Source organism: Pseudomonas sp. S34, assembly GCF_009866745.1.
Taxonomy (GTDB): Bacteria; Pseudomonadota; Gammaproteobacteria; order Pseudomonadales; family Pseudomonadaceae; genus Aquipseudomonas; species Aquipseudomonas jessenii.
Genome location: NZ_CP019398.1, coordinates 2,534,556 through 2,556,366 on the forward strand (window position 1 = coordinate 2,534,556; position 21,811 = coordinate 2,556,366).

A 21,811-nucleotide genomic window follows, 5' to 3' on the forward strand; every position below is an offset into this window, starting at 1 on the left:
GCAATGAGCGCGGCACAGAATCATCGATAGAGCCATTTGCGCATCAGTGACAGTAGCTGGTCGGTATCCACCGGCTTGCTGACATAGTCCGAGGCGCCTGCCTCGATGCACTTTTCACGGTCACCCATCATCGCCTTGGCCGTCAGCGCAATCATGGGCAGGGCTTCAAATCTTTTGAATGTACGGATCTGGCGCATGGTTTCAAAGCCATCCATCTCGGGCATCATGATGTCCATCAGCACGATGTCGGTATCGGGCTGCTGCTGCAGCAGTTCTATGGCGGTTCGGCCGTTTTCGGCCGTGGCCACCAGCATTTTGTTGCTCTCAAGCACGCTGGTCAGGGCAAAAATATTGCGCACGTCATCGTCGACCACCAGGGCCTTTTTACCCTCGAGACTGTCCGAACCCTCATAGAGTTTTTCCAGCATTCTGCGCTGGGTCTGCGGCAGCCTGGCGACGACACGGTGTAGAAACAGTGCGGTTTCGTCGAGTATGCGCTCGGGGGACTGAACGGCCTTGATGACGCCCTTGCCGAGCAGTGTCCTGAAACGCTCGTGCTCCGGTTTGGTCAGCGTCTCTACACCATAGACGACGATCGGCAATTCACGCATGGCGGGGTCTTCCTGCAACGCCTCGAGAAACCTGATGCCGGATGCGTCGGGCAGTTTGAGATTGATTGCCATGCAGTCGTAGCGTTTCTTTGCCAGTTTCTTCATGGCTTCAGCGCCGCTGTCGGTCGCTGTGATCTTCACGTCGGTGTTGCCGAGCAGATCGAGGATGCGGGCGCGGTTCCCTTCGTCGCCGTCGATGAGCAGCAGGTTCCGGGTCTTGCGCCGAGCGAATGCCACGATGCCGACCAGCGCATTTTGAATCTCGTCGGCTGTGACCGGTTTGAGCAGATAGTCGAAAGCGCCATAGCGCAGCCCGCGGGTGTGGTCGTCAGCGATCGAGATGATCTGGACCGGGATGTGACGCGTGGCGAAATTGCGCTTCAACTGCTCGAGCAGCGACCAGCCATCGATGTCCGTCAGGCCCGGGTCCAGCGTGATCGCGGCGGGTTTGAAGCGCTCGACAAGCTCCAGTGCATCCGCGCCACGGGTCGTGACGATAGCCTTGAACCCCTTCTGGTGCGCGGCCTCGAGCAGAATGCTGGCGAATCGGGCGTCGCCCTCGAGCATCAGCAGCACTTGATCCCCGGGTTGGACAGACTCGCGGTCGTCCAGTACTTGTGCGGTCGGCGTTGACATGAGGTCGCGCTTGACCTGGCCAGGTACTGCCTCTGTCGCTGATTCGTCTAGCGTCTGACCCTGGGCATCCTGTGTACGCAAGGGCACGTACAGCGCGAAAGTACTGCCCTTGCCGATCTCACCGGGGATCAGTCGCAGCTCACCGCCCAGCCGGTGTGCGAGCTCGCGGCTGATCGACAGGCCGAGGCCGGTGCCGCCGTATTTTCGTGAGGTTCCGGTATCTCCCTGCTGGAACGCTTCGAAGATCAGCTTCTGCTTGCCGGCCGAGACGCCAATGCCGGTGTCGGTGACCACGAAGGCGACCACCGCATCGGCACGATTCAGTTCGCTGTTATCCACGCTCCACCCGGATACAGCGGGCGCGATGCTGATCTTGACGCTGCCTTGCTCAGTGAACTTGAAGGCGTTGGACAGCAGGTTCTTGACCACCTGCAGCAGGCGCTTTTCGTCGGTCCGGATGACGGGGGGCAGGGTAGTCGCCAGTTCAATCGTGAAGGAGAGGCCCCGGCTTTCGGCGACCGGCCGGAAGGTGCGTTCGATCTGGTCGTGCAGATCGGCGAACTGCGCTTCATTCAGATCCAGTGTGACCGTACCCGACTCGATCTTGGACAGATAGAGAATCTCGTCGATCAGCTCCAGCAGATCCTTGCCCGCGCTACGGATGGTCTTGGCATATTCGACCTGCCTGGGAGTGAGATTGTGTTCCGCGTTGTCGCTGAGCTGGCGGGCCAGGATCAGCAAGCTGTTCAATGGTGTTCTGAGCTCATGGGACATACTGGAGAGGAATTCGGACTTGTACTTCGAGGTCAGCGTCAGTTGCTCCGCCTTCTCCTCCAGCGACAGCTTGGTGATTTCGACTTCGCGGTTCTTGCGCTCGACTTCGGCTTTCTGCTCCGCCAGCAGTCCAGCCTTGTCCCCCAGTTCCTCGTTGGTCTGTCTCAATTCTTCTTGTTGCTTTTGCAGCTCCTGCGCCAGCGATTGCGACTGTTTGAGCAGTTCCTCGGTACGCATATTGGCTTCGATCGTGTTGAGCACGATACCAATCGATTCAGCCAGCTGATCAAGGAAGGTTTGATGAATGATGCTGTAGCGCGTGAACGAAGCCATTTCGACGACGGCCTTGACCTTGTTCTCGAACAGGATCGGCAACACGATGATGTTCAGCGGGGCGGCCGCACCCAGTCCGGATGAAATCGCGACGTAATCTGCGGGTACATCGGTCAGCAGGATGCGCCGCTTCTCGTAGGCGCATTGCCCGACCAGGCCCTCGCCGAGCCGCCACTCATCGTTTACATTGATGTTTCCCTTGTACGCATAAGCGGACAGTAGCTTGAGTTTCGCAGGATCGGGCGGGCTCTCGTTCATCATGTAGAACACACCGTGCTGGGCGTTGATCAGCGGAGCCAGTTCAGACAGCACCATCTTGGAGACTGCCGCCAGATCGCGCTGGCCCTGCAGCAGACGGTTGAATTTCGCCAGATTGCTCTTGAGCCAATCCTGCTCCGCGTTTTGCCGCGTGGTTTCCCGCAGGTTGCGGATCATCTCGTTGACGTTGTCCTTCAGCTCCGCCACTTCACCCTTAGCTTCCACCTCCACGTAACGCGTCAGATCGCCCTTGGTCACGGCGGTCGCCACATCGGCGATTGCGCGCACCTGATTGGTCAGGTTGGCCGCCAGACCGTTCACGTTGTCGGTCAGATCGCGCCAGGTGCCGGCAGCACCCGGCACGTTGGCCTGGCCCCCCAGCTTGCCCTCGACGCCCACTTCACGCGCCACCGAGGTCACCTGATCGGAGAACAGCGCCAGCGTATCGGTCATACCGTTGATGGTGTCGGCCAGTTCGGCGATCTCACCCTTGGCTTCCAGTGTCAGTTTCTTCTTCATGTCGCCGTTGGCTACCGCGGTCACCACTTTCGCGATGCCTCGCACCTGGCTGGTCAGGTTGGCGGCCATGAAGTTCACGTTTTCGGTCAGATCCCTCCAGGTGCCGGACACGCCTTGCACCTGTGCCTGTCCCCCGAGCTTGCCTTCGGTGCCGACTTCGCGCGCCACCCGCGTCACTTCGGCGGCAAAGCTATTGAGCTGGTCCACCATGGTGTTGATGGTGTTCTTCAGCTCCATGATTTCGCCCTTGGCTTCCACGGTAATCTTGCGCCCCAGGTCGCCTTTGGCCACCGCCGTCGTCACGTCGGCGATGTTGCGCACCTGATTGGTCAGGTTGGCCGCCATGCTGTTGACCGAGTCGGTCAAATCTTTCCAGGTTCCACCGACGCCTGTCACCTTGGCCTGGCCACCGAGCTTGCCGTCAGTCCCCACTTCGCGAGCCATGCGCGTCACTTCGTCGGCAAAGGTCGAGAGCTGGTCCACCATCGTGTTGATGGTTTCCTTGAGTTGGAGAATTTCTCCTTTCGCTTCGGCTGTGATCTTGCGTGACAGGTCGCCGTTGGCCACCGCCGTCGTCACGTCGGCAATGTTGCGCACCTGGGTGGTCAGGTTGGCCGCCATGCCGTTGACCGAATTGGTCAAGTCCTTCCAGGTACCGGACACGCCGGTCACTTCGGCCTGTCCGCCCAGTTTGCCTTCGGTACCGACTTCCAGTGCGACGCGTGTCACCTCCGCGGCGAAGCTGGAGAGCTGGTCGACCATCGTGTTGATGGTGTTTTTCAGTTCGAGAATCTCGCCCTTGGCTTCAACCGTAATTTTCTTGCCGAGGTCGCCGCGCGCCACTGCCGTCGTCACCTGTGCGAGGTTGCGCACCTGGGTGGTCAGGTTGGCCGCCATGCCGTTGACCGATTCGGTCAGGTCGCGCCAGGTGCCTGATACGTCGCGCACTTCCGCCTGACCGCCCAACTTGCCTTCGGTACCGACTTCCAGCGCCACGCGGGTCACCTCCGCAGCGAAACTCGAGAGCTGGCCGACCATCGTATTGATGGTGTTTTTCAGCTCGAGAATCTCACCCTTGGCTTCGACGGTAATCGTCTTGCCCAGATCGCCTTTGGCCACCGCAGTCGTCACGTAAGCGATGTTGCGCATCTGGGTGGTCAGATTGGCGGCCATGTCGTTGACGGAGTCGGTCAGGTCTTTCCAGGTGCCGGACACCCCTTTGACATTGGCCTGCCCACCGAGAATCCCTTCAGTGCCGACTTCGCGCGCCACGCGGGTCACCTCGGAAGCGAAGGAGCCCAGTCGCGTCACCATGGTGTTCACGATCTCGGCGGATTTGAGGAACTGACCCCGCAGTCTCAGGCCGTTGAGTACCGGCGGTACCTGTTGGTTCAGATTACCCTCGGCAACCGAACCGACAACGCGAATGATCTCGTTCATCGGGCTGATGAGGTCGCTGGTGAGCGCATTGCTCGAGTTGACGATCTTTTGCCATGAGCCTTTCATCATCGGCAATTCGATACGTTCATCGACCTTGCCCTGCTTGCCGATCAGACGCGCCACGCGTTCGAACTCGGTGGTGGTGTCGGCTGCCATGTCGATGATCTCGTTGAGCGTGTCGGCGATCTTGCCCGGCATGCCGGTCCAGTCTTCCGGCATACGCGTAGTGAAGTCACCTTTGCGCAACGACTTCAGCGCTGCCAGCAACGTCTTCATGTCGAAAACTTCGATCGGTGTCGTCACTGTGGCCATGCCTCTGTCCAGTCATAATTGATGCCACGGGCAAGGCATTACCCATGGGCGTGCAGACAATCCTAAGAGCTTAGGCGCCGCTAACGCCTGAGGCAAAAGTGCAAGTGTGCTCTGTGCCTGCTAACGTCAAACTCTGCAGTAGATTCCATGGCTTGCTGGCCACTGGCCGCAGGGCTGGTGTGGGAATGCATGAGCGCACGCCACTGTGTCGGCGGGTTCAACATCATCCGTACGTCGAGACACGATGCGGCCGGGGCCTTGCGGGTGCGAATGGAAAATATAGATGATTGACCACAAAATCAGAGTCTTGCTGGTGGATGATCACAGCATCGTGCGTAGTGGCGTGCGACGCATGCTGGAGACTGCCGGCGAGATCGACGTAACGGGTGAAGCCGAGACGGCACAAGACGCAATGCTCCTGGTCCGGGAGCAGGATTTCGACGTGGCGCTGGTGGATATTCAGCTTCCCGACAAGACCGGCCTCCAACTCCTCAAACTCATGCGTGCGCACAAGCCCAAGCTCGCCGTTCTGATGCTGAGCATGCATTCGGTCGAGGCCTATGCGTTACGCGCAATCAAGCTCGGCGCTGCGGGCTACCTCACCAAAGATATTTCCGCAGCCACCCTGGTTACGGCAGTTCGCAAGGTGGCCTCAGGTGGCAAGCACGTCAGTCCTGAGCTGGCGGAAAAACTGGTCAACGCTATCGGCAAAGGCGACGCGGCGCCCCACGAAGCGCTATCCGACCGGGAGCTTGAAGTACTCAAGCTCCTCGCTGCAGGCGAGAGAATTGTCCGCATCGCTCAGATATTGCACTTGAGTCCGAGTACCGTCACGACGTACCGGGCACGTATCCTGGAAAAAACAGGGATGGACAGCAACGCGAAATTGGCCCGCTATGCACTCGAAAACGGCCTGTTGACTTAGATCGCCCTGCCATCCGACGCAGCCGACCACCAGACTGTTTGTAGTGGAATCACTACAAGCTCTTGGTCGAAATCTCCACAAAGATGTCCTGCTAACGTCGATAGCGCGAGCCGTTCCAATCAAGCATATTTACCTCTCGGCAAATTTTCGTTCGCTCAATGGAGTTGTCTTCGTCAAAGTCTTGTACCGCCATGGCCTTCAGGATATGCATGAGAGCAAATTTCACGAGTCAGAAAAGACTCCGGAATTGATACTCGCAAGTTGAGCGCGGAGTGCACGCTGCATTCATGTTGAATCAATGTTCAAACTGGAGGGCATCATGATGATAGGTTATTGGTTATGCGCATTGCTGTGGGGAGTGGTGCTGCTGGAGGAGATCCAACTCATACCCCGACAGGAATGGAAAGACGAGGGCCTGAAAAAGGTTCTGTTGCTGCGCCGGACTAGAAACCGGACAGGCTACTTTATTGCGTTGATCGCGGGCGCCATGTGCCTTTATAGCGAAATCCTGGTGGCGCCGGTCGATCAGAGTGTTTTCAATCCGGAGCTGATACTTGCCCTATGTGGTGTTCTTTGGGGTGCATATCTTTCCGTAGTCTGCATGAAGGGGAAGCGATAGATGCCTGTCTCCATGACTACTGCGGGTAATTGAAATTTCACTATCGTCGCCCGGCAGGGAAACTTTGCCGGTCAGGCGCTCAACTCAAATTTTGCGAACAGCTAATTTTTATTGGCTAAAGCTGAACTTCCTTGTTCAACCTGGCTTCACCATCCAGCGAGGGCGGCGTTACCCAGGGTCCTGGTGCCTTGCTCCCTGCGCGCTTCGGTGTCTCTGTCTTTTGCCCAGGCGGTGAGCAGTACCATCATCCCGAAACCGCCGACGATGAGTACCGGATAGGCTGCCAGCAACTCCACCAGCGAGTACTTCCAGGCCAGCGGACGACCAATGCCCAGCATGGCGGCATAGAACCATGACACGCCAGAGAGGGCGCCGGAAAACAGCGCCAGCATGCGCAGGCTGAAGGAGAGTTTGAGTAACGAACCGGCTTTTTTCAGCGCCGGCAATACCGCGCTATGCAACAGGATGCCGTTAAAGGTCAACAGCACAACTATGCCGATTTTGGCTTGCAGTTTTGGATTGAGGAAATATTCCATCCCCTTGCCGGCATAATCGATCCCGACAATACCAATGCCCGTAATCCAGAGCGCTACAAGTGCAAGCACTACGGTTTTTTGAAGGCTTTCCATGTGCGCGTCATCGTGGTGGCCTGACGCATCTCCCTTCAGGAGTTGCTTGACCATTGCAATGTCGCTGGTCAAGACCAGCCCGATTGCCACACAGCAGGCGATAAGATGAAAATATACAACGCCCAAACGCACATATTCCACGGTGGACGAAGAAAACATACTAAGTTCCATGGTGACCTCTTGGCTTCAATAGTGAATCAACTTGGCTCTCGGCACGGCTTGATTGGAATTTACCGTTGCTGACTGCCATTTAGATCCAGCAATTGTTATCAGTTAATCTTGCGACATTACGCCAGCAAGATAATAGTGAGTTTCTCGAATGAATTTTTAGTCATTCGATCATGTCCATTTTCAAGTAACCAAAAACCTCAATCGCACTGAGTGCATGGGAGGTTTAACTTCCGCTTCTGGGGGGCGGTGAGGCCCGGAATCCGATCGACGAGCGAATCAGGCAATGCTGGTAGGGTCGGCGGGGCTTCCACCCCATTCGAGGAAACGGATCTTGTGAACCTCGCCCTCGCTGTCTTCGTAGACCAGGGTCACCGGTACCACGCCGGTCTTGTCGGATGTATCGGTGCGCTGCAGTACCCGTTTCACATCGATGTCCATCCCGTAGTGGTATTCGACGGCTGAAACATGCGCACCGGGTTCTTGCAGGCTGCTCTGGTCAAAGACACTGGGTGCGAGACTGGAAATCACGGCACTGACAATCGTGGCCATGCTCATAAGGCTGTACCTCCACTGAAGTTCGCTTGACAAGGACTTAATGTGACACGTGGTGAAAGTGAAGTTCACTTGACCGCGACGAACGCGCCTGCCTGAAAAGCCTGTAGTGGCTGCAAACTCCCGGCAATTCCCCACGCTTGACGCCTCTCGACCGTTCGTCCTTTAACCCCCGTATTTGCTGGAAAAAGTCCGTTTTTCAAGGAGGTCATGACATGTCATGACCGATTGTCACGCGTGGGGTATTGGCCGATTTCTGCCTGTCACCGAGGGTTATATCCGACCCATGGAGGACTCACGGAGGCAATCTTTGGCATCTCCAAAATCACAATGAAACCAACATGCTCCACGTAGTAAAGCGTGCTATCCGTGATTATATTGCTGCAACAGGTGCATTAATGTCCTGCAATCAACCCGTCTTGTTCATCAGCAGGTCAGTTATCACACTGAGGTCACTCATTTGATAACGGCTTCTGACTGAAGGAGAGATGACCATGGTATCTGCGATCCGGTTTAACCAGTTCGGCAACCCTGAAGTACTGAACCTGGAGACACTGAGCGAACAAGCGCCCGGCCAGGGCGAGGTATGGCTTGAGCAAGAGGCTGTAGGTGTCAACTTTCTCGACGTTAGCCAACGAAAAGGGGCGGTGCCCATTGCTTTGCCATCTGGAATTGGGCTGGAAGGCGCGGGGCGTGTCGCCGCTGTGGGTGTGGGTGTCAGCAACGTGCGAGTAGGGGATCGCGTCGCCTATGCCACCGGCCCCTTGGGTTCCTATGCTTCGGCCCGGCTTTATCCGGCAGAGCGGCTGGTCAGAATTCCGGATTCGCTGTCATTTGACGATGCAGCAGCCGTCATGTTCAAGGGCATCACTGCGCAGTACCTGTTGAAAGCCACCTATCCTGTGGGGCCCGGTACAACCATTCTCCTCTACGGTGTGGCCGGAGGGCTGGGGGAAATCATGGTGCCGTGGGCCAGACACTTGGGTGCCATCGTGATCGGCGTGGTTTCAAAGCAGGCCAGTGTCGAGAAAGCTCTGGCGTCGGGATGCGATGAAGTCCTGGTGTTCGATGCGCACAGCCTGGCTTCCCAGGTCGCTCGTATCACCAAGGGTAAAATGGTCGACGTCGTCTATGACCCGATAGGGCGTGTTTCTTTCCAGGCATCCCTGGATAGCTTGCGACCACGAGGCCTGATGGTATCGTTCGGAGCCTCATCGGGTGCGCCGTCAGCCGTGGAACTGTCGACACTCAATACCAAAGGCTCGCTGTTCCTGACACGTCCTTCGTTGGTAGCCCATACGGCGAGTGTCTCTGAGTATCAGGAACGAGCGCAGGATGTGTTGGCCGCCATAGGTGCAGGTATTATCAAACCTTCGGTCCGGGCAAGTTACTCTCTGGCGGACGCAGCATTGGCGCATGCGGACCTGGAGTCGGGGCGTTCATCGGGGGCGATCATTCTAAAACCATGAATCTTGATGTTCTGAACAATCAGCACAGCGACGAAATCGCTGCGTTTCTGGCCGTGGCCTCGCAAGGCTCGTTTGTCGGGGCAGGCCGGCTATTGCAGCGACACCCAACAGTCGTTTCGAAACGACTCGCCGCAATGGAAAAGCGCCTTGGCGTTCGGCTTGTGGAGCGCTCCACCCGCCAGGTTCGAATTACTGAAACAGGTGCCAGGCTGGAGCAACGCCTTCGCTCAGCCATTGAATTGATGAATGAAGCGCAGCAGCAAGCGTCCGAGGGTGCCAGCGAAATCCGCGGTACTTTGCGCCTTGCATTGCCGGCAGCCATGGGCAGGCGTTGGCTTGGCCCGATGCTGCCGGAGTTTCTCAAGGCTCATCCGCATGTCTCGATCATCGCTGACTATAGCGAGCGTCTGGTCGACATCATCGATGAAGGTTTTGACGCGGCGATCCGAATCGGAGAGTTGGACGACAGCCGGCTGATAGCCAAAAAACTGAGTGACCATCGCCGGATACTGTGTGCCTCGCCTGCTTACATCACAAAGCACGGCATGCCCGAAACGCCACAGGACCTGATCAGGCACAATTGCCTTCGCTTCAGTGGCCTTGCGTCTTTTCCTCAGTGGAGACTCCATCGCGGCAATGAACTGCAGACGGTTTCTCCCAAAGGAAACCTGACGGCCAATGACAGCGAATCATTACTTGCGGCGGCCTGCGCCGATGCGGGAATACTGGGGGCAGGTGACTGGTTGATGAGCCGTGATATTGCTGCCGGGGGACTGTTGCAGGTCCTTCCTGACTGGCAATTGGATACCGCCGGTGGGGTCTACCTGGTCAGGCCATCAGCCAAGTTTCCGGGTGCCGTGGTCGTCGCGTTCAAACAATGGATCGAGTCAAAGTTTACCCCCGCGCCCCCATGGACCATCTCACCGGCTGACCTTCGATTCACCTGACCGACACATGGCTGCCGGCCATGTGCGTTCATAAAATCAGCATTGCATCAAAGCCAATACAGGATAGTAACGGACCACAACCAGCCGATGCAGAGGGTGATGGCAAGGTAGATCGCCACAATCATCAGAGGCTGATTCCACATGACACACCTCCCATAACCGCTTTCTTTACATGGGTGCCTGGTAAAACGGGCGCTCGTCGCATGAGCAATAACTCGTCAGAACACTCCAAGGGTCAATTCCATCGCCAGTACAGCGGACAACGCCAGCGTCATCACCAACGCGATAAACATCAGGCCCAACTCGGCCAGCTGCTTATAAAGGGCCATCGGCCGTTTCGTGATTCGAGCAATTGATCTATCAGTGGAAGCCATCACTCATCCTCACTTTTGCGTGGAACACGCACCACAGGCTTGACTTGGGTAGTAAGGCGATGGAACCGCATGGTGGTGTCACGCGTTTCATTTCCTACCCCTCGCGTCATGCCGAATCCGGCGAGCCCCGCCGTCTCCATGATGTCCGGGACGACAGCTGTTGCGGGTACCAGGGGTGGTGCAACTAATGAGCCATTTCAATAGGGCGAAGAAAAAACTCAAATTAATTAACAAGCTGTTTGCGAGGGGTTTCAAGCGAGAGAATGGGGGGAGGGGGGAATATTCCTCAAAGTTGGTGGTAAACGCCTGGTTGGGTGGGTGTAGTACCCCATTTTTGGAGAGAGTAGCGGCCCTGTTTAACCGATCGTTTTTAGTAGGGGCTACTTGTCCCTGAGGCGAGGTGGATTCAACGGGGCGAGAGGGCTGCTTCTAACTGTGGATTCAACCGGTCGAAGCAACACACTGAATTCTGTTTAATAGACGAGTGAGTTTTCGGCACCGCACATTACCCGCGGAGAAACATCGATGCCGAGAATCACGTAACCGCTACTCAAGCAGCTGATCTATCAACACCGCATTGGTGTAGATCAAACTGCCGTCACTCGCCCGGTGTCCAACCAGATGGAACTGTCCGCGTTCGTGGTGCAAATAGACACGCATCTGACAGTCGGACAAGGGGGCGTATCCCTCGGGCATGATCAGATCCATCGAGTCCATATCGACATCGACCATGGCTTCCGGCTCGTGGGTCTTCTGCAAGCGCTCTTCGGCCTGCTCCAGACGGAGGTGCAGAGGGCCGTCGACGTAGAAATGAACTTCCCCCATCGGGGTGGACTTTTGGGCGCCGCTGGTTTTGCACCAACCTTCGATCGTCAGGGCACTCATGACGAAACCTCCCATGTGGATTGCTGGAATCTGTAGCTATCGTTCCTGCTCGATGCCATCACTTATGTTGGATGACTGCACAAGGGCAGGGTTCGATTTTTGGCGCCGCTTCTGGCCGACCCTGCTGTCCGTCATCAGACATTCAGTATAGCCGGTCGCCGGGCCTCGCTTGCCAACCTCACGTACAACCCGATGGGCTCTATACTTCTTACTGACTTTGCCGCCCGGATGGGTGGTATTTGTCTGCCCTGCTTGGACGTCAGAGGCGATGCTTTTGCATAACCAATGAACAACAGGAATAGGATGAAGAGGAAATGGCAATAGCAATTGTCCTGATACTAATCGTTATTGCATCAGTGCTATTCCACATACTGGCGCCTTGGCACGCGACACCGGCAGCTTCCAACTGGGGTTCCATAGACACCACCCTGTTCATCACCCTGATCATTAGCGGAATATTTTTCATTGCCATCACGGTATTCATGGCAGTAGCGGTGATGCGGTATCGTCACAAGGAGGGTGCCAGGGCGGCCTACCAGCCAGAAAATAAAAAGCTGGAACTGTGGCTAATTATCATAACGTCGGTCGGTATTGCCGGGATGTTGGCGCCAGGCCTTGTTGTCTACAACGATTTCATCCGGGTGCCGAAAGAGGCTTACGAACTTGAAGTGGTCGCCCAGCAGTGGCAGTGGGCCTTTCGTTTTCCCGGCCAGGACGCAAAGCTGGGCAAATCGGATATCAGGTTTATTGATTCCGCCAATCCCTTCGGCCTTGATCCCAAGGATCCTGCAGGGCAGGACGATGTGCTTGTAATGAATAATGAAGTTCGCCTTCCGCTCGACCGGCCGGTAAAAGTCTTGTTGCGCGCTAAAGATGTCCTGCACGATTTCTATGTACCGCAAATTCGCAGCAAGATGGATATGGTGCCAGGAATGGTGTCGTACTTTTGGTTTACGCCAACTAAAACCGGAAAATACGAAGTCCTTTGCGCTGAATTTTGTGGCGTAGGTCATTACAACATGCGCGGCCATATGATCGTGGAAGAGCAGGGCGTCTTCGATCAATGGCTCAAAGGCCAGCCGACTTTTGCGCAGACATTGACGACAACTGCCAAACCCGGTCGCGACAGCGTGCTGGAAAAAGGCCGCCAGTTGGTCGAACAGCTCGGCTGCAAGGCCTGCCATAGCCAGGATGGCAGTGCCAGTCTCGGCCCGGGATGGAAGGGGCTGTACGGCCGCACTGAACAGTTTGCCGATGGCACCAGTGCGGTGGTCGACGAGGCCTACCTGAAAGAGTCGATTCTCGATCCGAAGGCCCGGCTGGTACAGGGCTACCCGCCGGTGATGGTGGCCTATACTCTCAAAGACGATGAACTGGGCGCTGTCATCGCCCTGATCAAATCACTGGGTGCTGCGGGGCAAGACGATGAACCTTCGACCGGCGAAGCGTCGAGCCCGGGTGAAGACCTGGTGGCGCAGGGGCAGCGACTGGCCGGGTCGCTCGGTTGTCTGGCCTGCCACAGTGTCGATGGCAACAAGGGCGTCGGCCCCAGCTGGCAGGGCCTGTATGGCAAGACGCAAACCCTTGCCGACGATACGAGCGTAAAGGTCGACGAGGGCTATATCAAAGAATCGGTTCTGCATCCCAATGCCAAAATCGTCAAGGGCTATGCAGCCGTCATGCCGGCCCTGGCTCCGAGTGACGAGGAGCTCAATGCACTGATCGCTTTTATCAAATCCAAAGCGAATGCTGACGCTGATGCGAGCAAGGCGGAGCCAGGGAAGTAGCCGTAAAACAGCCAGGAATGCACTGAAACTTCGGCAGGAGGATGACGTGATGGCCTATGCGGAGCAAGCCGAGACAGAAGCACTGCACGAGCCCAAGAGTTTCCTGACCAAATATATCTGGAGTCAGGACCACAAGGTCATAGCCATTCAATATTCCTTGACGGCCATCTTCGTGGGTCTTATCGCTCTGGTGTTGTCCAGCTTGATGCGCATGCAGATAGGTTTCCCCGGCAGTTTGGCGTTCATGGACGCCAGTACTTACTATCAGGCGATGACCATGCACGGCATGATCATGGTCATTTACTTGCTCACAGCCTTGTTTCTGGGGGGCTTCGGCAACTATCTGATCCCGCTGATGGTGGGCGCCCGGGACATGGTCTTCCCCTATGTCAACATGCTCAGCTACTGGTTCTACCTGGTGGCGGTACTGGTGTTGCTCAGCAGTTTTTTTGTCCCTGGCGGCCCCACAGGTTCGGGCTGGACGCTCTATCCGCCACAGTCCATTACCCAGGGGACACCGGGGGTCGAGTGGGGCATTGTCCTGATGCTCGTCTCACTGGCGATTTTTATTGTCGCCGCCACCATGGGCGGGTTGAACTACGTCACCACGGTGTTGCAGGCGCGCACGCACGGCATGACCTTGTTTCGCATGCCGCTCTCGGTATGGGGCATCTTCATGGCCTCGATCATGGCCTTGCTGGCCTTCCCGGCGTTGTTCGTCAGTGCGGTCATGATGCTGTTCGACAAGCTGTTGGGCACCAGCTTCTTCATGCCAGCGATGATCTCGCTGGGGCAGCAGCTCGATCACCAGGGTGGCAGCCCGATATTGTTCCAGCACCTGTTCTGGTTCTTCGGTCACCCGGAGGTCTACATCGTCGCTCTCCCTGCGTTTGGTCTGGTCTCCGACTTGATCAGTACCCATGCGCGTAAAAATATCTTCGGCTACCGAATGATGGTGTGGGCCATTATTGCGATTGGCGTACTCAGTTTTGTGGTCTGGGCGCACCACATGTATGTCAGTGGAATGAACCCGTACTTCGGCTTTTTCTTCGCCGTCACCACCTTGATCATTGCGGTGCCGACGGCGCTGAAAGTCTATAACTGGGTACTGACCCTGTGGCGCGGCGACATCCACCTGACCGTGCCGATGCTGTTTGCCCTGGCCTTTATCGTCACCTTCCTGGTCGGCGGTCTGACCGGGTTGTTTCTCGGCAATGTGATCGTGGACATTCCGCTTTCGGACACCTATTTCGTTGTGGCCCATTTTCATATGGTCATGGGGGTAGCCCCGGTACTGGTGGTGTTCGGCGGCATTTATCACTGGTACCCGAAAGTCACCGGGCGCCTGTTGAACGACACCCTGGGCAAGTTGCATTTCTGGATAACCTTTCTGGGCACCTACGCCATTTTCTTCCCCATGCACTACTTGGGTTTCCAGGGCATGCCACGTCGCTACTACGCCTATGAAAACTACGCGTTCATCCCGCAGTCCGCGCAAGACTTGAATGCCTTCATTACGGTGATCGCATTGACTGTCGGCGTTTCCCAGTTGCTGTTCCTGTTCAACCTGGCCTGGAGTGCATTCAAGGGCAAGCCCGCAGGCAGTAATCCCTGGGGTGCGGCCAGCCTGGAATGGCAAACGCCGGACACCCCGCCGAAACACGGTAACTGGGGAGAGAAGTTGCCGGTCGTGCATCGCTGGGCCTATGACTACAGTGTGCCGGGGATAGAGCAGGATTTCGTGCCGCAAACGGTCTCCGCCGAGGAGCTGGAGCAGATGCGGCAACTCAGTGCCGGAACCAAGGCGGACATCAAGACATGAACAGGCTGCTATTGAGAAACGCCGACGGCGCTGATCCCGGCGGTAGCTGGAGTCGCGACCCTGAGGGTATTCCGGCCGCCGAGGATGCCGATAGAAGGCAAACCGCAAGGGTAGGCCTGCGCTTGTTTCTGGTGGTGGTGAGTTCGTTATTCTTCCTCTTCCTGATCGCCTTTATTGCCCGTTCTCAAATGGCCGACTGGCTACCCCTGACAGAGCCTTTGGCGCCGTTAGACAATCTCCGGCCGCTCTGGCTGAATTCGGCTTTTCTGGTATTGAGTTGCATCGCACTGCAATGGTCGCGTATGGCCGCCCGAAAGGCTCGGTTGGGCGCAACGGTCATTGGTTTTGCATTGGGGGGTGTGTTTGCCATTGCCTTTCTGGCGGGGCAACTCTGGGTCTGGCAGCAGTTTGTCGCCTGGGGCTACTTTGTCGCCAGCAATCCGGCCAACAGTTTCTTCTACCTGTTGACCGGCCTGCATGGGCTCCACCTGCTGGGCGGGCTGATCGCCTGGTGCTGGATCGTCGCCAGATTTCTGCGTCATGTGCCACTGGCGCAACTTGGCGCCAGCGTAGAGCTCTGTGCCATCTATTGGCATTACTTGCTGGGTCTTTGGTTCGTGCTTTTCGCGCTGCTGGCCAGCACGCCGCAAACCTATGAAGCCATCGCCAGATTCTGCGGCCTGAGGTAAACAGCCATGGCATTGCACCCACAAGCCCAAGTCGAATCCAGTTCATCCAATCCACCAGGTTCGCCGCCTGCACCGGGATGGCAGGGCATCGCCAGCGATTGGTCCTCGGATAAAGAGGCCTTCAAGCAGGTGCCCTGGGGCAAGGCGATGATGTGGATATTCCTGCTCAGCGACACGTTTATATTCACCTGTTTTCTGACCGGATACATGTCGGTACGCATGACCATCACCAGCGCCTGGCCGAACCCCAGTGAAGTGTTCGCATTGACGATCGGCGGCAAGGAAATCCCGCTTATTCTGATCGCCATCATGACCTTTGTGCTGATCAGTAGCAGCGGCACCATGGCCATGGCCGTCAATTTCGCCTATCGCCGTAATCGCGCGAAAACCGCGGCCCTGATGCTGGCGACCGCTGCCTTGGGTGTGACTTTCGTCAGCATGCAGGCATTTGAATGGAGCAAGCTCATCGCAGAAGGGGTGCGTCCCTGGGGGAACCCCATGGGAGCGGCGCAATTTGGCGCCAGCTTTTTCATGATTACCGGTTTTCACGGACTGCATGTATCAATCGGCGCCCTCTACCTCAGCATTGTGGCGCTGAAGGTATGGCGCGGAGATTATGAGCGCTCCGGCAACTATCAGAACGTCGAGATAGCCGGGCTTTACTGGCACTTCGTGGATCTGGTGTGGGTATTTATTTTTGCATTCTTCTATTTATGGTAGAGGAGCACGAGTGATGGCACATGCTCAGGGTCAGCAACATCCAATCAGTTTGTACCTTAAAATCTGGGGACTGTTATTCGTCCTCAGCACGCTGTCGTACCTTGTCGACTATTTCCACTTCCATGGCTACCTTCGGTGGTCCCTGATCATCACGTTCATGTTGTTGAAGGCAGGTTTGATTGTCTCCATCTTCATGCATATGGCATGGGAGCGCCTGGCATTGGTCTACGCCATACTGGTGCCACCGTTGTGTTTACTGGTGCTTATCGGGCTGATGGCCTCCGAGGCAGACTATATTTTCCTCAGCAGAGGCATTTTCTTTGGCCAGTAGGCAAGCAGCTTTCGGATGGCCTTGAGTCCCCAGGCGCTAACCCGATATCACTCGCTTGAACTGATGCCATTTGTGCTGCCAGGCCACTGTCCAGTGGGGAGCTGCCGTTCCCGTGCCGGCGATCTTCAGCTTCGGATGCTGTTTGATGACCTGGTCCAGTACCGATTCCTGATTCGGTTCAACATCCACGAAGAAGATATGTTTCCCTTCTTTTACTGCCTGTTTGAAATTGCGGAAGTGAGTGTTCGGCACCTGGAACCCAAAAAAACCGCCTTCCCAGATGCAGAAGCCCAATACAACAATGGCAAGGAAGATAAAGGGCATCCAGCCTGCGGCGGATTCGGTCCAGCCCATCCAATAGGCGCCACCCAGGACCAGCGCTGCGAGTGGCACGCCGATCACCGCACCAATCTCACCAGAGTGAACAGCATCCTGTTCCATCAGCGAGCTGATCTCGTGGAGGTGATGTTCTTCTACATCAGCAACTTTTTCACTGAGCACATGAATCTGTTCGGAATTGATGCCGCTGGCTTCCAATTCATATTCAACGTTTTCAAGATCGTTGAGATTGTCACTGATGTAATAGTGTCGGTTCATGCCACACCTCCCATCTCGGGTTTGCTGCAGACCTCCTCTGTCCGGCAGCACTTGGCAGCTGTACTGTGGGGAACGTTGCACACCCGGTGCAATTTGAAAAAAGTATAGCACTCACCATCCTGCGGACCGGTCACTGGCTGATCTGCACAATGACCGGACCTTCCGTCACGATCGGCGGGTTCGCGCGGATATTCGATGCATTTTTCTGAATCCAGTCACGCGCGACTTTCAGGCTCGCATCGCTGCCGGCCTTGTCCGTGCAAACAGTCACCGCTGTACCACCATCACCCGTATTCAACAGTGTGTAGCTGACGAGGCCAGGCACTGTCCGCAGGGTCGCTTCGACGTCGGCATTGCGCTCTTCCAACAACTCGAAAAGCTGCTTTGCTCCAGTACCCAGGTAGGTTCTTATAACCGCATACATAGTCGTCTCCCTTGGGAGTGTCGCCTTGATGCCAATCCAGATCCGTTGATGGCCGCTATTACTCAAGGCTTCAGCTCGCCTTGATTTATTAAGCTTAGCCAAACGTCGGCGACAATCGTAATGCAACGACCACCGGCCATTTTTGCCGTCGTGAATAGCGATGGCAAATTAGTGGCTATGCTTGGTCAGGTACCTGTACGCGTTGGAGGGGAACACCGTCCAGCAGGCTCGTGAAAACGTGATCATCTCGCTTCAGGCGTTATCACAATTTGCCCTTGTGCCACGGAGTCGTCACTAATATGAAAAAAAAAGAAGCTAAAGCCAAAATAAAAGACCTGATCTCGTCCGGAGTACCTAAGTCGGAAGTATTCACTCGGCTCTCAGGACAAGGGATCAAGGACAGTCTGCTTGCTCGCTTGATCGCTTCAACTGCTGACCCCTACCTCTGTGATATACATGATCGCAAGGTTAATGCCGTTATTACGCTAATGTTTATCCAGGCAGCATTAGCTGTTCTAATCGGCTTTGGTATAGGTTCAACTATTGGACCTAACGCTAGATGGATAATTGGCGGTTTGAGCGCACTTGTCCCGCTCTTGTTTGCCTGGGGCTTCTACAATCACTTGGCAGGAGCTTACAATGCTTACATTGTTCTATCCATGGGCTCGGCAGCGAAGCAGTTTGAAGGGTTGATCTCAGGCTCCATCCCAATGTTTGTCGGCTCGGTTATAGGTATCGGAATGTTTGCTTTTGTATACTACGTTCGCCAGAAGATATTTCCAGATTTGGCTTTTTTTTCACCAAGAAAAGTCAGGGGGCAATATGTGTTTTCTAATTGAAGAAGCGATTGAAGTAAGTCGGTTGAATAGTGCGAAATAAATAATGGGGGTGCTTGAGTGGAGGCGCGGGGCCAGACCTGTTTTTCACGTTAACCTGAACAGTGGTGGCTCCAGACTCGCTGCGGGAAAATGAGGGATTGAAATGCAATGGCCGAAAGGAGGTTTTGAGCAGATCAGGTTGACCTTCGGTGTCTTCGGAGTGGTCATATTGATTTTGCTCATTATTATTGATTCCTATGGCTACCGTGGAGCCGACATTGAGTTCATGCGTGGCAGGGCAGTTCATTTCAGCGGTAGTAAAGTGTCCGTAATCACAGTTCGAGATTCGGAGACCGGCCGATATAAACAGCTTGATTATCGATTAACCCGCGCACCCGGATTGTTCAGGGAGGCAAAAGGTAAAGAGATTGAGTTGTCTTTCATAAATGGCAGCTTGCTGGACTGCAGTGTCGATGGCGTGAAGCTTTGCTCTGCTCGATGTTCTTCAGGAGGTGAGTGCGAAGAATTATATGAATCCAGGGAAAGCAGAAAGGCTCGTTTTCTCGTATTCATGTTTTTTTCGTTCTCGGCATTTGCTCATCTGATGCTCATGTGGAAAAGATGGAAGCTCAGGAACGGCCGCGGAACTATTTAACCAATCTGTTGCATCGGTTGAATCCACGGCCGATTGCTGCCTGCTACGAGGCGCAGCTATCGGCCCAAGATCCAAAACGCGATCAGCACAACGACTTCTGGTAATAGAACCGGGTATGTCCCGGTGGATAATCTGCCAGGCGGCCGAATTCGGAGTAACCAAGTTTTCGATAAAACCCGGGTGCCTGAAAGCTGAAAGTCTCCAGCCAGATACCAATACAGTGCTTTTTCTGCGCGACTTCTTCAGCCATGCGCATTAGCCGTTCTCCGATACCCTGGCCACGCATCGACTCGGGAACGCTGACAAGATCGATGAGCAGCCATCGATAAGAGACCTTGCCGTACAGTCCGCCAATGACTTCGTTACTGTCAGGGTCCCGTAGCAACAGAGCAAATGTTTCATGTGCGTCGTCTCCACCGTTGACCTGGTTATGGGCCAGCAACGGGGTCAAAATTCCCAGCCGCTCTGCTTCAGTAGCATTTTCAGAAAGTTGGATTTCTACAGACATGGTGCTCTCCCTGAGCGGTGAGTAACCGGGTCAACAAGGTATCCCAGTCCAGTCACCCCATGGTGGATCAGTGAATACATCAAGTTGTCGGTTTTTTCAGATGGCCTGAATAGCCGCTTTTGGCCGTGTATTCAACCTGTCGAGCTTCTGCTACGCGTCATGTGTATGAGGGCCGATCGGCCGTTTCCCAAAGAAGGTCGCTCCTCAATGGCATAAGGCACAAACCCAAGCTTGGGGTAGAGCAGCAGCCCTGCCGTGTTTTCGTTGAAACAGGAAATCTGCACCTCGTTGGCTCCGTAACGCTCGAATGCCAAGGCGGTCATCGTCTCTATGATAAACGTGGCCACTCCTTCGCCCCGAGCGCTCGGTGAGACGATGACATTGCCGACACAGCAAACGCCATTGCGTTCAGCTCGATAGAAATTGGCAAACCCAACGACAGTCCCATTGATCTCCACGACGGTAGAGTCGAAGCGTTGGGAGATCGCGGTAATCAACTGCGTTTCCGTTAGCGGGAAGTGCGCTTTCGGAAACATGAAAAACAACTCTTGAGCGTTCTGAGGAAAGCCGCAGATCATTTTTACGTCGCTAGCCTTCACTGGCCTGTGGTTCAGTTTCATTGCTCGTCTCTAAGCTCCATGAGTCAGTACTTTAGCTGAGTCCCAAGGCTAGCGCAGGGTGACGGAAAGCAATGATGTGTCCGCCAATGGTCGATTGAAGCTGACATGAAGGGCGGTTGAATCCACACCCCATGGCGGACAGTCCATCCGGACACTAGAGTCCGGTGTTGGATTGATGAGCCGCCCAGTGTTTCATCTCTTCTGCAATGAAGTGGTTCACCAGGTCACTGTACATCCTCTCGATTGCATCCGGGCTCAGGCCCTCAGCCTCGGCCCACTCGCGTCTTGTCGCCAACATGGCCTTGAAACGCTCCGGAGCACGCACCGAAGTCACTGAGGTCTTGTACTTAGAGGCAGCCAGTACGTAGTGAAAACGCTTGCCCAACAGTTTGATAACAACCTGATCAAGGGCATCGATTTCACGTCGAATATCCTCCATTCCTGCACACTCTTCGGGCTGCAACTGATTGATGACGTCCATGTAGGTGACTCCGTTTACTGAAAAAATCGTGGGCCTTCGCAAGAAGTATCGGGGTTGGCTAAGGCGGATCGGCGAACTCTTTAGACTGCGTTAATCGATAGGGCAGTGGGCGAGGGTGACGGTGTTTGAGTGACCGCTGATAGTTGCCTGTCACGAATTTTTTCATCGAGACAATCAGGACTCGCTGAATTTTCGACCAAAAAACGGGATTAATCACTTACTCAAGAGCCCTGCAAACAAGCGTCGGCTGAAGCATTGCCAGTTGCTCACGAATTGCATGTTCATCGGCAGGAACAAGACAGTACGCGAGCCCGATTCGACTGATCAGCGCGATGATGTTCTCAAGCGACGCGACAGACCTGTTGTTGCGTTCGACATAACGACGATAGGGCTCTTCCAGCAAATCACGCCACATCGGTGCGATGTTTTCGAGGATGTAGGTGAACACCTCCAGGGTTGAGTTCTTCGTCAGATAGCTGTGGTGGAAGCCGCCGTTATGACGATCCAGGTAGCGTACGGAGAAACACACGCACTCTGTGAGATAAGCCTCGAAGTCATCTTCGAACTCATTCAGGGAGCGTTGCATTTCCTCAAAAAAGGCAGCGTTCTCTGCACTGACGACAGCCTGAATCAGCTCCTTCTTGGAACCAAAATACCGGTACAGGGTGCGTCGCGAGATGTTGGCACCGCGGGCCACGTCATCGATCGAGAAACCTTCGGCGCCCTCGGCAATCATCGCGTCGAGGGCGGCACGCAGAATCAGCGACCGGCCATCACTGGCGTTTTCCATCCTGCTGGCATCACCCCAGCGTAATTGTCGACTCATTTGCACCTTCACACGCTCGGGGGGGGGCGGGGCGAGCATTCGTGCCCGGCCCTTTGGAAAAGCAATTGAGCCCGATTTT

At 55.4% G+C, this 21,811-nt stretch carries 21 protein-coding genes; 11 read left to right on the plus strand and 10 right to left on the minus strand.

Annotation, left to right across the window (positions count from 1 at the left end):
* Positions 1-20 precede the first annotated feature (20 nt).
* Positions 21-4,883, minus strand: a complete 4,863-nt coding sequence (locus PspS34_RS11405) for a HAMP domain-containing protein (RefSeq protein ID WP_159389747.1) — start codon at positions 4,881-4,883, stop codon at positions 21-23.
* A gap of 283 nt (positions 4,884-5,166) precedes the next feature.
* On the opposite strand from PspS34_RS11405, the gene PspS34_RS11410 reads away from it, so the two are divergent.
* Positions 5,167-5,808, plus strand: coding sequence for a response regulator transcription factor (locus PspS34_RS11410; RefSeq protein ID WP_057715341.1), 642 nt, complete (start codon positions 5,167-5,169; stop codon positions 5,806-5,808).
* Between the two features lie 319 nt (positions 5,809-6,127).
* On the plus strand, positions 6,128-6,427 hold the full coding sequence (locus tag PspS34_RS11415; protein ID WP_150813722.1) for a hypothetical protein: 300 nt from the start codon (positions 6,128-6,130) through the stop codon (positions 6,425-6,427).
* Between the two features lie 146 nt (positions 6,428-6,573).
* Here PspS34_RS11415 and PspS34_RS11420 read toward each other — a convergent pair whose 3' ends face one another.
* Both PspS34_RS11420 and PspS34_RS11425 read right to left on the minus strand, forming a co-directional pair.
* Complete coding sequence (locus PspS34_RS11420) at positions 6,574-7,227, minus strand: hypothetical protein (RefSeq protein ID WP_154910528.1); 654 nt, start codon at positions 7,225-7,227, stop codon at positions 6,574-6,576.
* 276 nt (positions 7,228-7,503) lie between these two features.
* Entirely contained in the window at positions 7,504-7,782 is a 279-nt protein-coding gene (locus tag PspS34_RS11425; RefSeq protein ID WP_057715339.1) for a DUF2790 domain-containing protein, read from the minus strand.
* Between the two features lie 491 nt (positions 7,783-8,273).
* On the opposite strand from PspS34_RS11425, the gene PspS34_RS11430 reads away from it, so the two are divergent.
* The gene (locus tag PspS34_RS11430) at positions 8,274-9,248 is read left to right on the plus strand and encodes a quinone oxidoreductase (RefSeq protein WP_159389748.1); all 975 of its coding nucleotides are present in this window, start codon (positions 8,274-8,276) and stop codon (positions 9,246-9,248) included.
* Positions 9,245-10,195, plus strand: coding sequence for a LysR family transcriptional regulator (locus tag PspS34_RS11435; protein WP_159389749.1), 951 nt, complete (start codon positions 9,245-9,247; stop codon positions 10,193-10,195). The genes PspS34_RS11430 and PspS34_RS11435 overlap by 4 nt, the downstream gene beginning before the upstream one ends.
* Before the next feature lie 920 nt (positions 10,196-11,115).
* Here the strand turns inward: PspS34_RS11435 and PspS34_RS11440 are convergent.
* The gene (locus PspS34_RS11440; RefSeq protein ID WP_150813696.1) at positions 11,116-11,454 is read right to left on the minus strand and encodes a hypothetical protein; all 339 of its coding nucleotides are present in this window, start codon (positions 11,452-11,454) and stop codon (positions 11,116-11,118) included.
* 314 nt (positions 11,455-11,768) lie between these two features.
* Here PspS34_RS11440 and PspS34_RS11445 point away from each other — a divergent pair, with 314 nt between their 5' ends.
* Genes PspS34_RS11445 through PspS34_RS11465 form a run of 5 tightly spaced genes read left to right on the plus strand, consistent with a single transcriptional unit; the run spans position 11,769 to position 16,803 of the window.
* A complete protein-coding gene (locus tag PspS34_RS11445; RefSeq protein ID WP_159389750.1) occupies positions 11,769-13,241 on the plus strand; it encodes a cytochrome c oxidase subunit II in 1,473 nt (490 codons plus the stop codon).
* A gap of 49 nt (positions 13,242-13,290) precedes the next feature.
* A complete protein-coding gene (gene ctaD, locus PspS34_RS11450; RefSeq protein WP_159390388.1) occupies positions 13,291-15,063 on the plus strand; it encodes a cytochrome c oxidase subunit I in 1,773 nt (590 codons plus the stop codon).
* Positions 15,060-15,752: a cytochrome c oxidase subunit 3 gene (locus PspS34_RS11455; protein ID WP_150813694.1), complete on the plus strand. Its 693-nt coding sequence runs from the start codon at positions 15,060-15,062 to the stop codon at positions 15,750-15,752. Before ctaD ends, PspS34_RS11455 begins: the two co-directional genes overlap by 4 nt.
* A 6-nt stretch (positions 15,753-15,758) precedes the next feature.
* Positions 15,759-16,472, plus strand: coding sequence for a heme-copper oxidase subunit III family protein (locus PspS34_RS11460; RefSeq protein WP_057715333.1), 714 nt, complete (start codon positions 15,759-15,761; stop codon positions 16,470-16,472).
* A gap of 13 nt (positions 16,473-16,485) precedes the next feature.
* Positions 16,486-16,803, plus strand: coding sequence for a cytochrome C oxidase subunit IV family protein (locus PspS34_RS11465; protein WP_057715332.1), 318 nt, complete (start codon positions 16,486-16,488; stop codon positions 16,801-16,803).
* Positions 16,804-16,839: 36 nt separating this feature from the next.
* Here the strand turns inward: PspS34_RS11465 and PspS34_RS11470 are convergent, their stop codons facing one another.
* Positions 16,840-17,400: a hypothetical protein gene (locus PspS34_RS11470; RefSeq protein WP_057715331.1), complete on the minus strand. Its 561-nt coding sequence runs from the start codon at positions 17,398-17,400 to the stop codon at positions 16,840-16,842.
* 130 nt (positions 17,401-17,530) lie between these two features.
* Positions 17,531-17,824, minus strand: a complete 294-nt coding sequence (locus PspS34_RS11475; protein WP_057715330.1) for a hypothetical protein — start codon at positions 17,822-17,824, stop codon at positions 17,531-17,533.
* Positions 17,825-18,123: 299 nt separating this feature from the next.
* Between PspS34_RS11475 and PspS34_RS11480 the strand changes: the two genes are divergently transcribed.
* Complete coding sequence (locus PspS34_RS11480) at positions 18,124-18,663, plus strand: hypothetical protein (RefSeq protein ID WP_090454863.1); 540 nt, start codon at positions 18,124-18,126, stop codon at positions 18,661-18,663.
* Positions 18,664-18,805: 142 nt separating this feature from the next.
* A complete protein-coding gene (locus PspS34_RS11485) occupies positions 18,806-19,297 on the plus strand; it encodes a hypothetical protein (RefSeq protein ID WP_090454864.1) in 492 nt (163 codons plus the stop codon).
* 82 nt (positions 19,298-19,379) lie between these two features.
* Here PspS34_RS11485 and PspS34_RS11490 read toward each other — a convergent pair whose 3' ends face one another.
* The 4 genes from PspS34_RS11490 to PspS34_RS11505 all read right to left on the minus strand — a co-directional run bounded on the left by PspS34_RS11490 (position 19,380) and on the right by PspS34_RS11505 (position 21,732).
* Complete coding sequence (locus PspS34_RS11490; protein ID WP_057715321.1) at positions 19,380-19,805, minus strand: GNAT family N-acetyltransferase; 426 nt, start codon at positions 19,803-19,805, stop codon at positions 19,380-19,382.
* Between the two features lie 131 nt (positions 19,806-19,936).
* Complete coding sequence (locus PspS34_RS11495) at positions 19,937-20,425, minus strand: GNAT family protein (protein ID WP_154862246.1); 489 nt, start codon at positions 20,423-20,425, stop codon at positions 19,937-19,939.
* 154 nt (positions 20,426-20,579) lie between these two features.
* Positions 20,580-20,906 (minus strand): isochorismate lyase, encoded by a 327-nt coding sequence (locus PspS34_RS11500; RefSeq protein WP_090454865.1) that lies wholly within the window; start codon positions 20,904-20,906, stop codon positions 20,580-20,582.
* Positions 20,907-21,123: 217 nt separating this feature from the next.
* Positions 21,124-21,732, minus strand: a complete 609-nt coding sequence (locus PspS34_RS11505) for a TetR/AcrR family transcriptional regulator (protein WP_159389751.1) — start codon at positions 21,730-21,732, stop codon at positions 21,124-21,126.
* Between the last annotated feature and the right edge of the window lie 79 nt (positions 21,733-21,811).

Bases quoted from the DNA above. Each gene is read 5' to 3' on its own strand.
- PspS34_RS11430 (WP_159389748.1), top strand. From the start codon at position 8,274: ATGGTATCTGCGATCCGGTTTAACCAGTTCGGCAACCCTGAAGTACTG.
- PspS34_RS11505 (WP_159389751.1), bottom strand. From the start codon at position 21,732: ATGAGTCGACAATTACGCTGGGGTGATGCCAGCAGGATGGAAAACGCC.
- PspS34_RS11475 (WP_057715330.1), bottom strand. From the start codon at position 17,824: ATGTATGCGGTTATAAGAACCTACCTGGGTACTGGAGCAAAGCAGCTT.
- PspS34_RS11480 (WP_090454863.1), top strand. From the start codon at position 18,124: ATGAAAAAAAAAGAAGCTAAAGCCAAAATAAAAGACCTGATCTCGTCC.
- PspS34_RS11490 (WP_057715321.1), bottom strand. From the start codon at position 19,805: ATGTCTGTAGAAATCCAACTTTCTGAAAATGCTACTGAAGCAGAGCGG.
- PspS34_RS11405 (WP_159389747.1), bottom strand. From the start codon at position 4,883: ATGGCCACAGTGACGACACCGATCGAAGTTTTCGACATGAAGACGTTG.
- PspS34_RS11445 (WP_159389750.1), top strand. From the start codon at position 11,769: ATGGCAATAGCAATTGTCCTGATACTAATCGTTATTGCATCAGTGCTA.
- PspS34_RS11435 (WP_159389749.1), top strand. From the start codon at position 9,245: ATGAATCTTGATGTTCTGAACAATCAGCACAGCGACGAAATCGCTGCG.
- PspS34_RS11465 (WP_057715332.1), top strand. From the start codon at position 16,486: ATGGCACATGCTCAGGGTCAGCAACATCCAATCAGTTTGTACCTTAAA.
- PspS34_RS11500 (WP_090454865.1), bottom strand. From the start codon at position 20,906: ATGGACGTCATCAATCAGTTGCAGCCCGAAGAGTGTGCAGGAATGGAG.
- PspS34_RS11415 (WP_150813722.1), top strand. From the start codon at position 6,128: ATGATGATAGGTTATTGGTTATGCGCATTGCTGTGGGGAGTGGTGCTG.
- PspS34_RS11470 (WP_057715331.1), bottom strand. From the start codon at position 17,400: ATGAACCGACACTATTACATCAGTGACAATCTCAACGATCTTGAAAAC.
- PspS34_RS11410 (WP_057715341.1), top strand. From the start codon at position 5,167: ATGATTGACCACAAAATCAGAGTCTTGCTGGTGGATGATCACAGCATC.
- PspS34_RS11485 (WP_090454864.1), top strand. From the start codon at position 18,806: ATGCAATGGCCGAAAGGAGGTTTTGAGCAGATCAGGTTGACCTTCGGT.
- PspS34_RS11495 (WP_154862246.1), bottom strand. From the start codon at position 20,425: ATGAAACTGAACCACAGGCCAGTGAAGGCTAGCGACGTAAAAATGATC.
- PspS34_RS11460 (WP_057715333.1), top strand. From the start codon at position 15,759: ATGGCATTGCACCCACAAGCCCAAGTCGAATCCAGTTCATCCAATCCA.
- PspS34_RS11420 (WP_154910528.1), bottom strand. From the start codon at position 7,227: ATGGAACTTAGTATGTTTTCTTCGTCCACCGTGGAATATGTGCGTTTG.
- PspS34_RS11440 (WP_150813696.1), bottom strand. From the start codon at position 11,454: ATGAGTGCCCTGACGATCGAAGGTTGGTGCAAAACCAGCGGCGCCCAA.
- ctaD (WP_159390388.1), top strand. From the start codon at position 13,291: ATGGCCTATGCGGAGCAAGCCGAGACAGAAGCACTGCACGAGCCCAAG.
- PspS34_RS11425 (WP_057715339.1), bottom strand. From the start codon at position 7,782: ATGAGCATGGCCACGATTGTCAGTGCCGTGATTTCCAGTCTCGCACCC.
- PspS34_RS11455 (WP_150813694.1), top strand. From the start codon at position 15,060: ATGAACAGGCTGCTATTGAGAAACGCCGACGGCGCTGATCCCGGCGGT.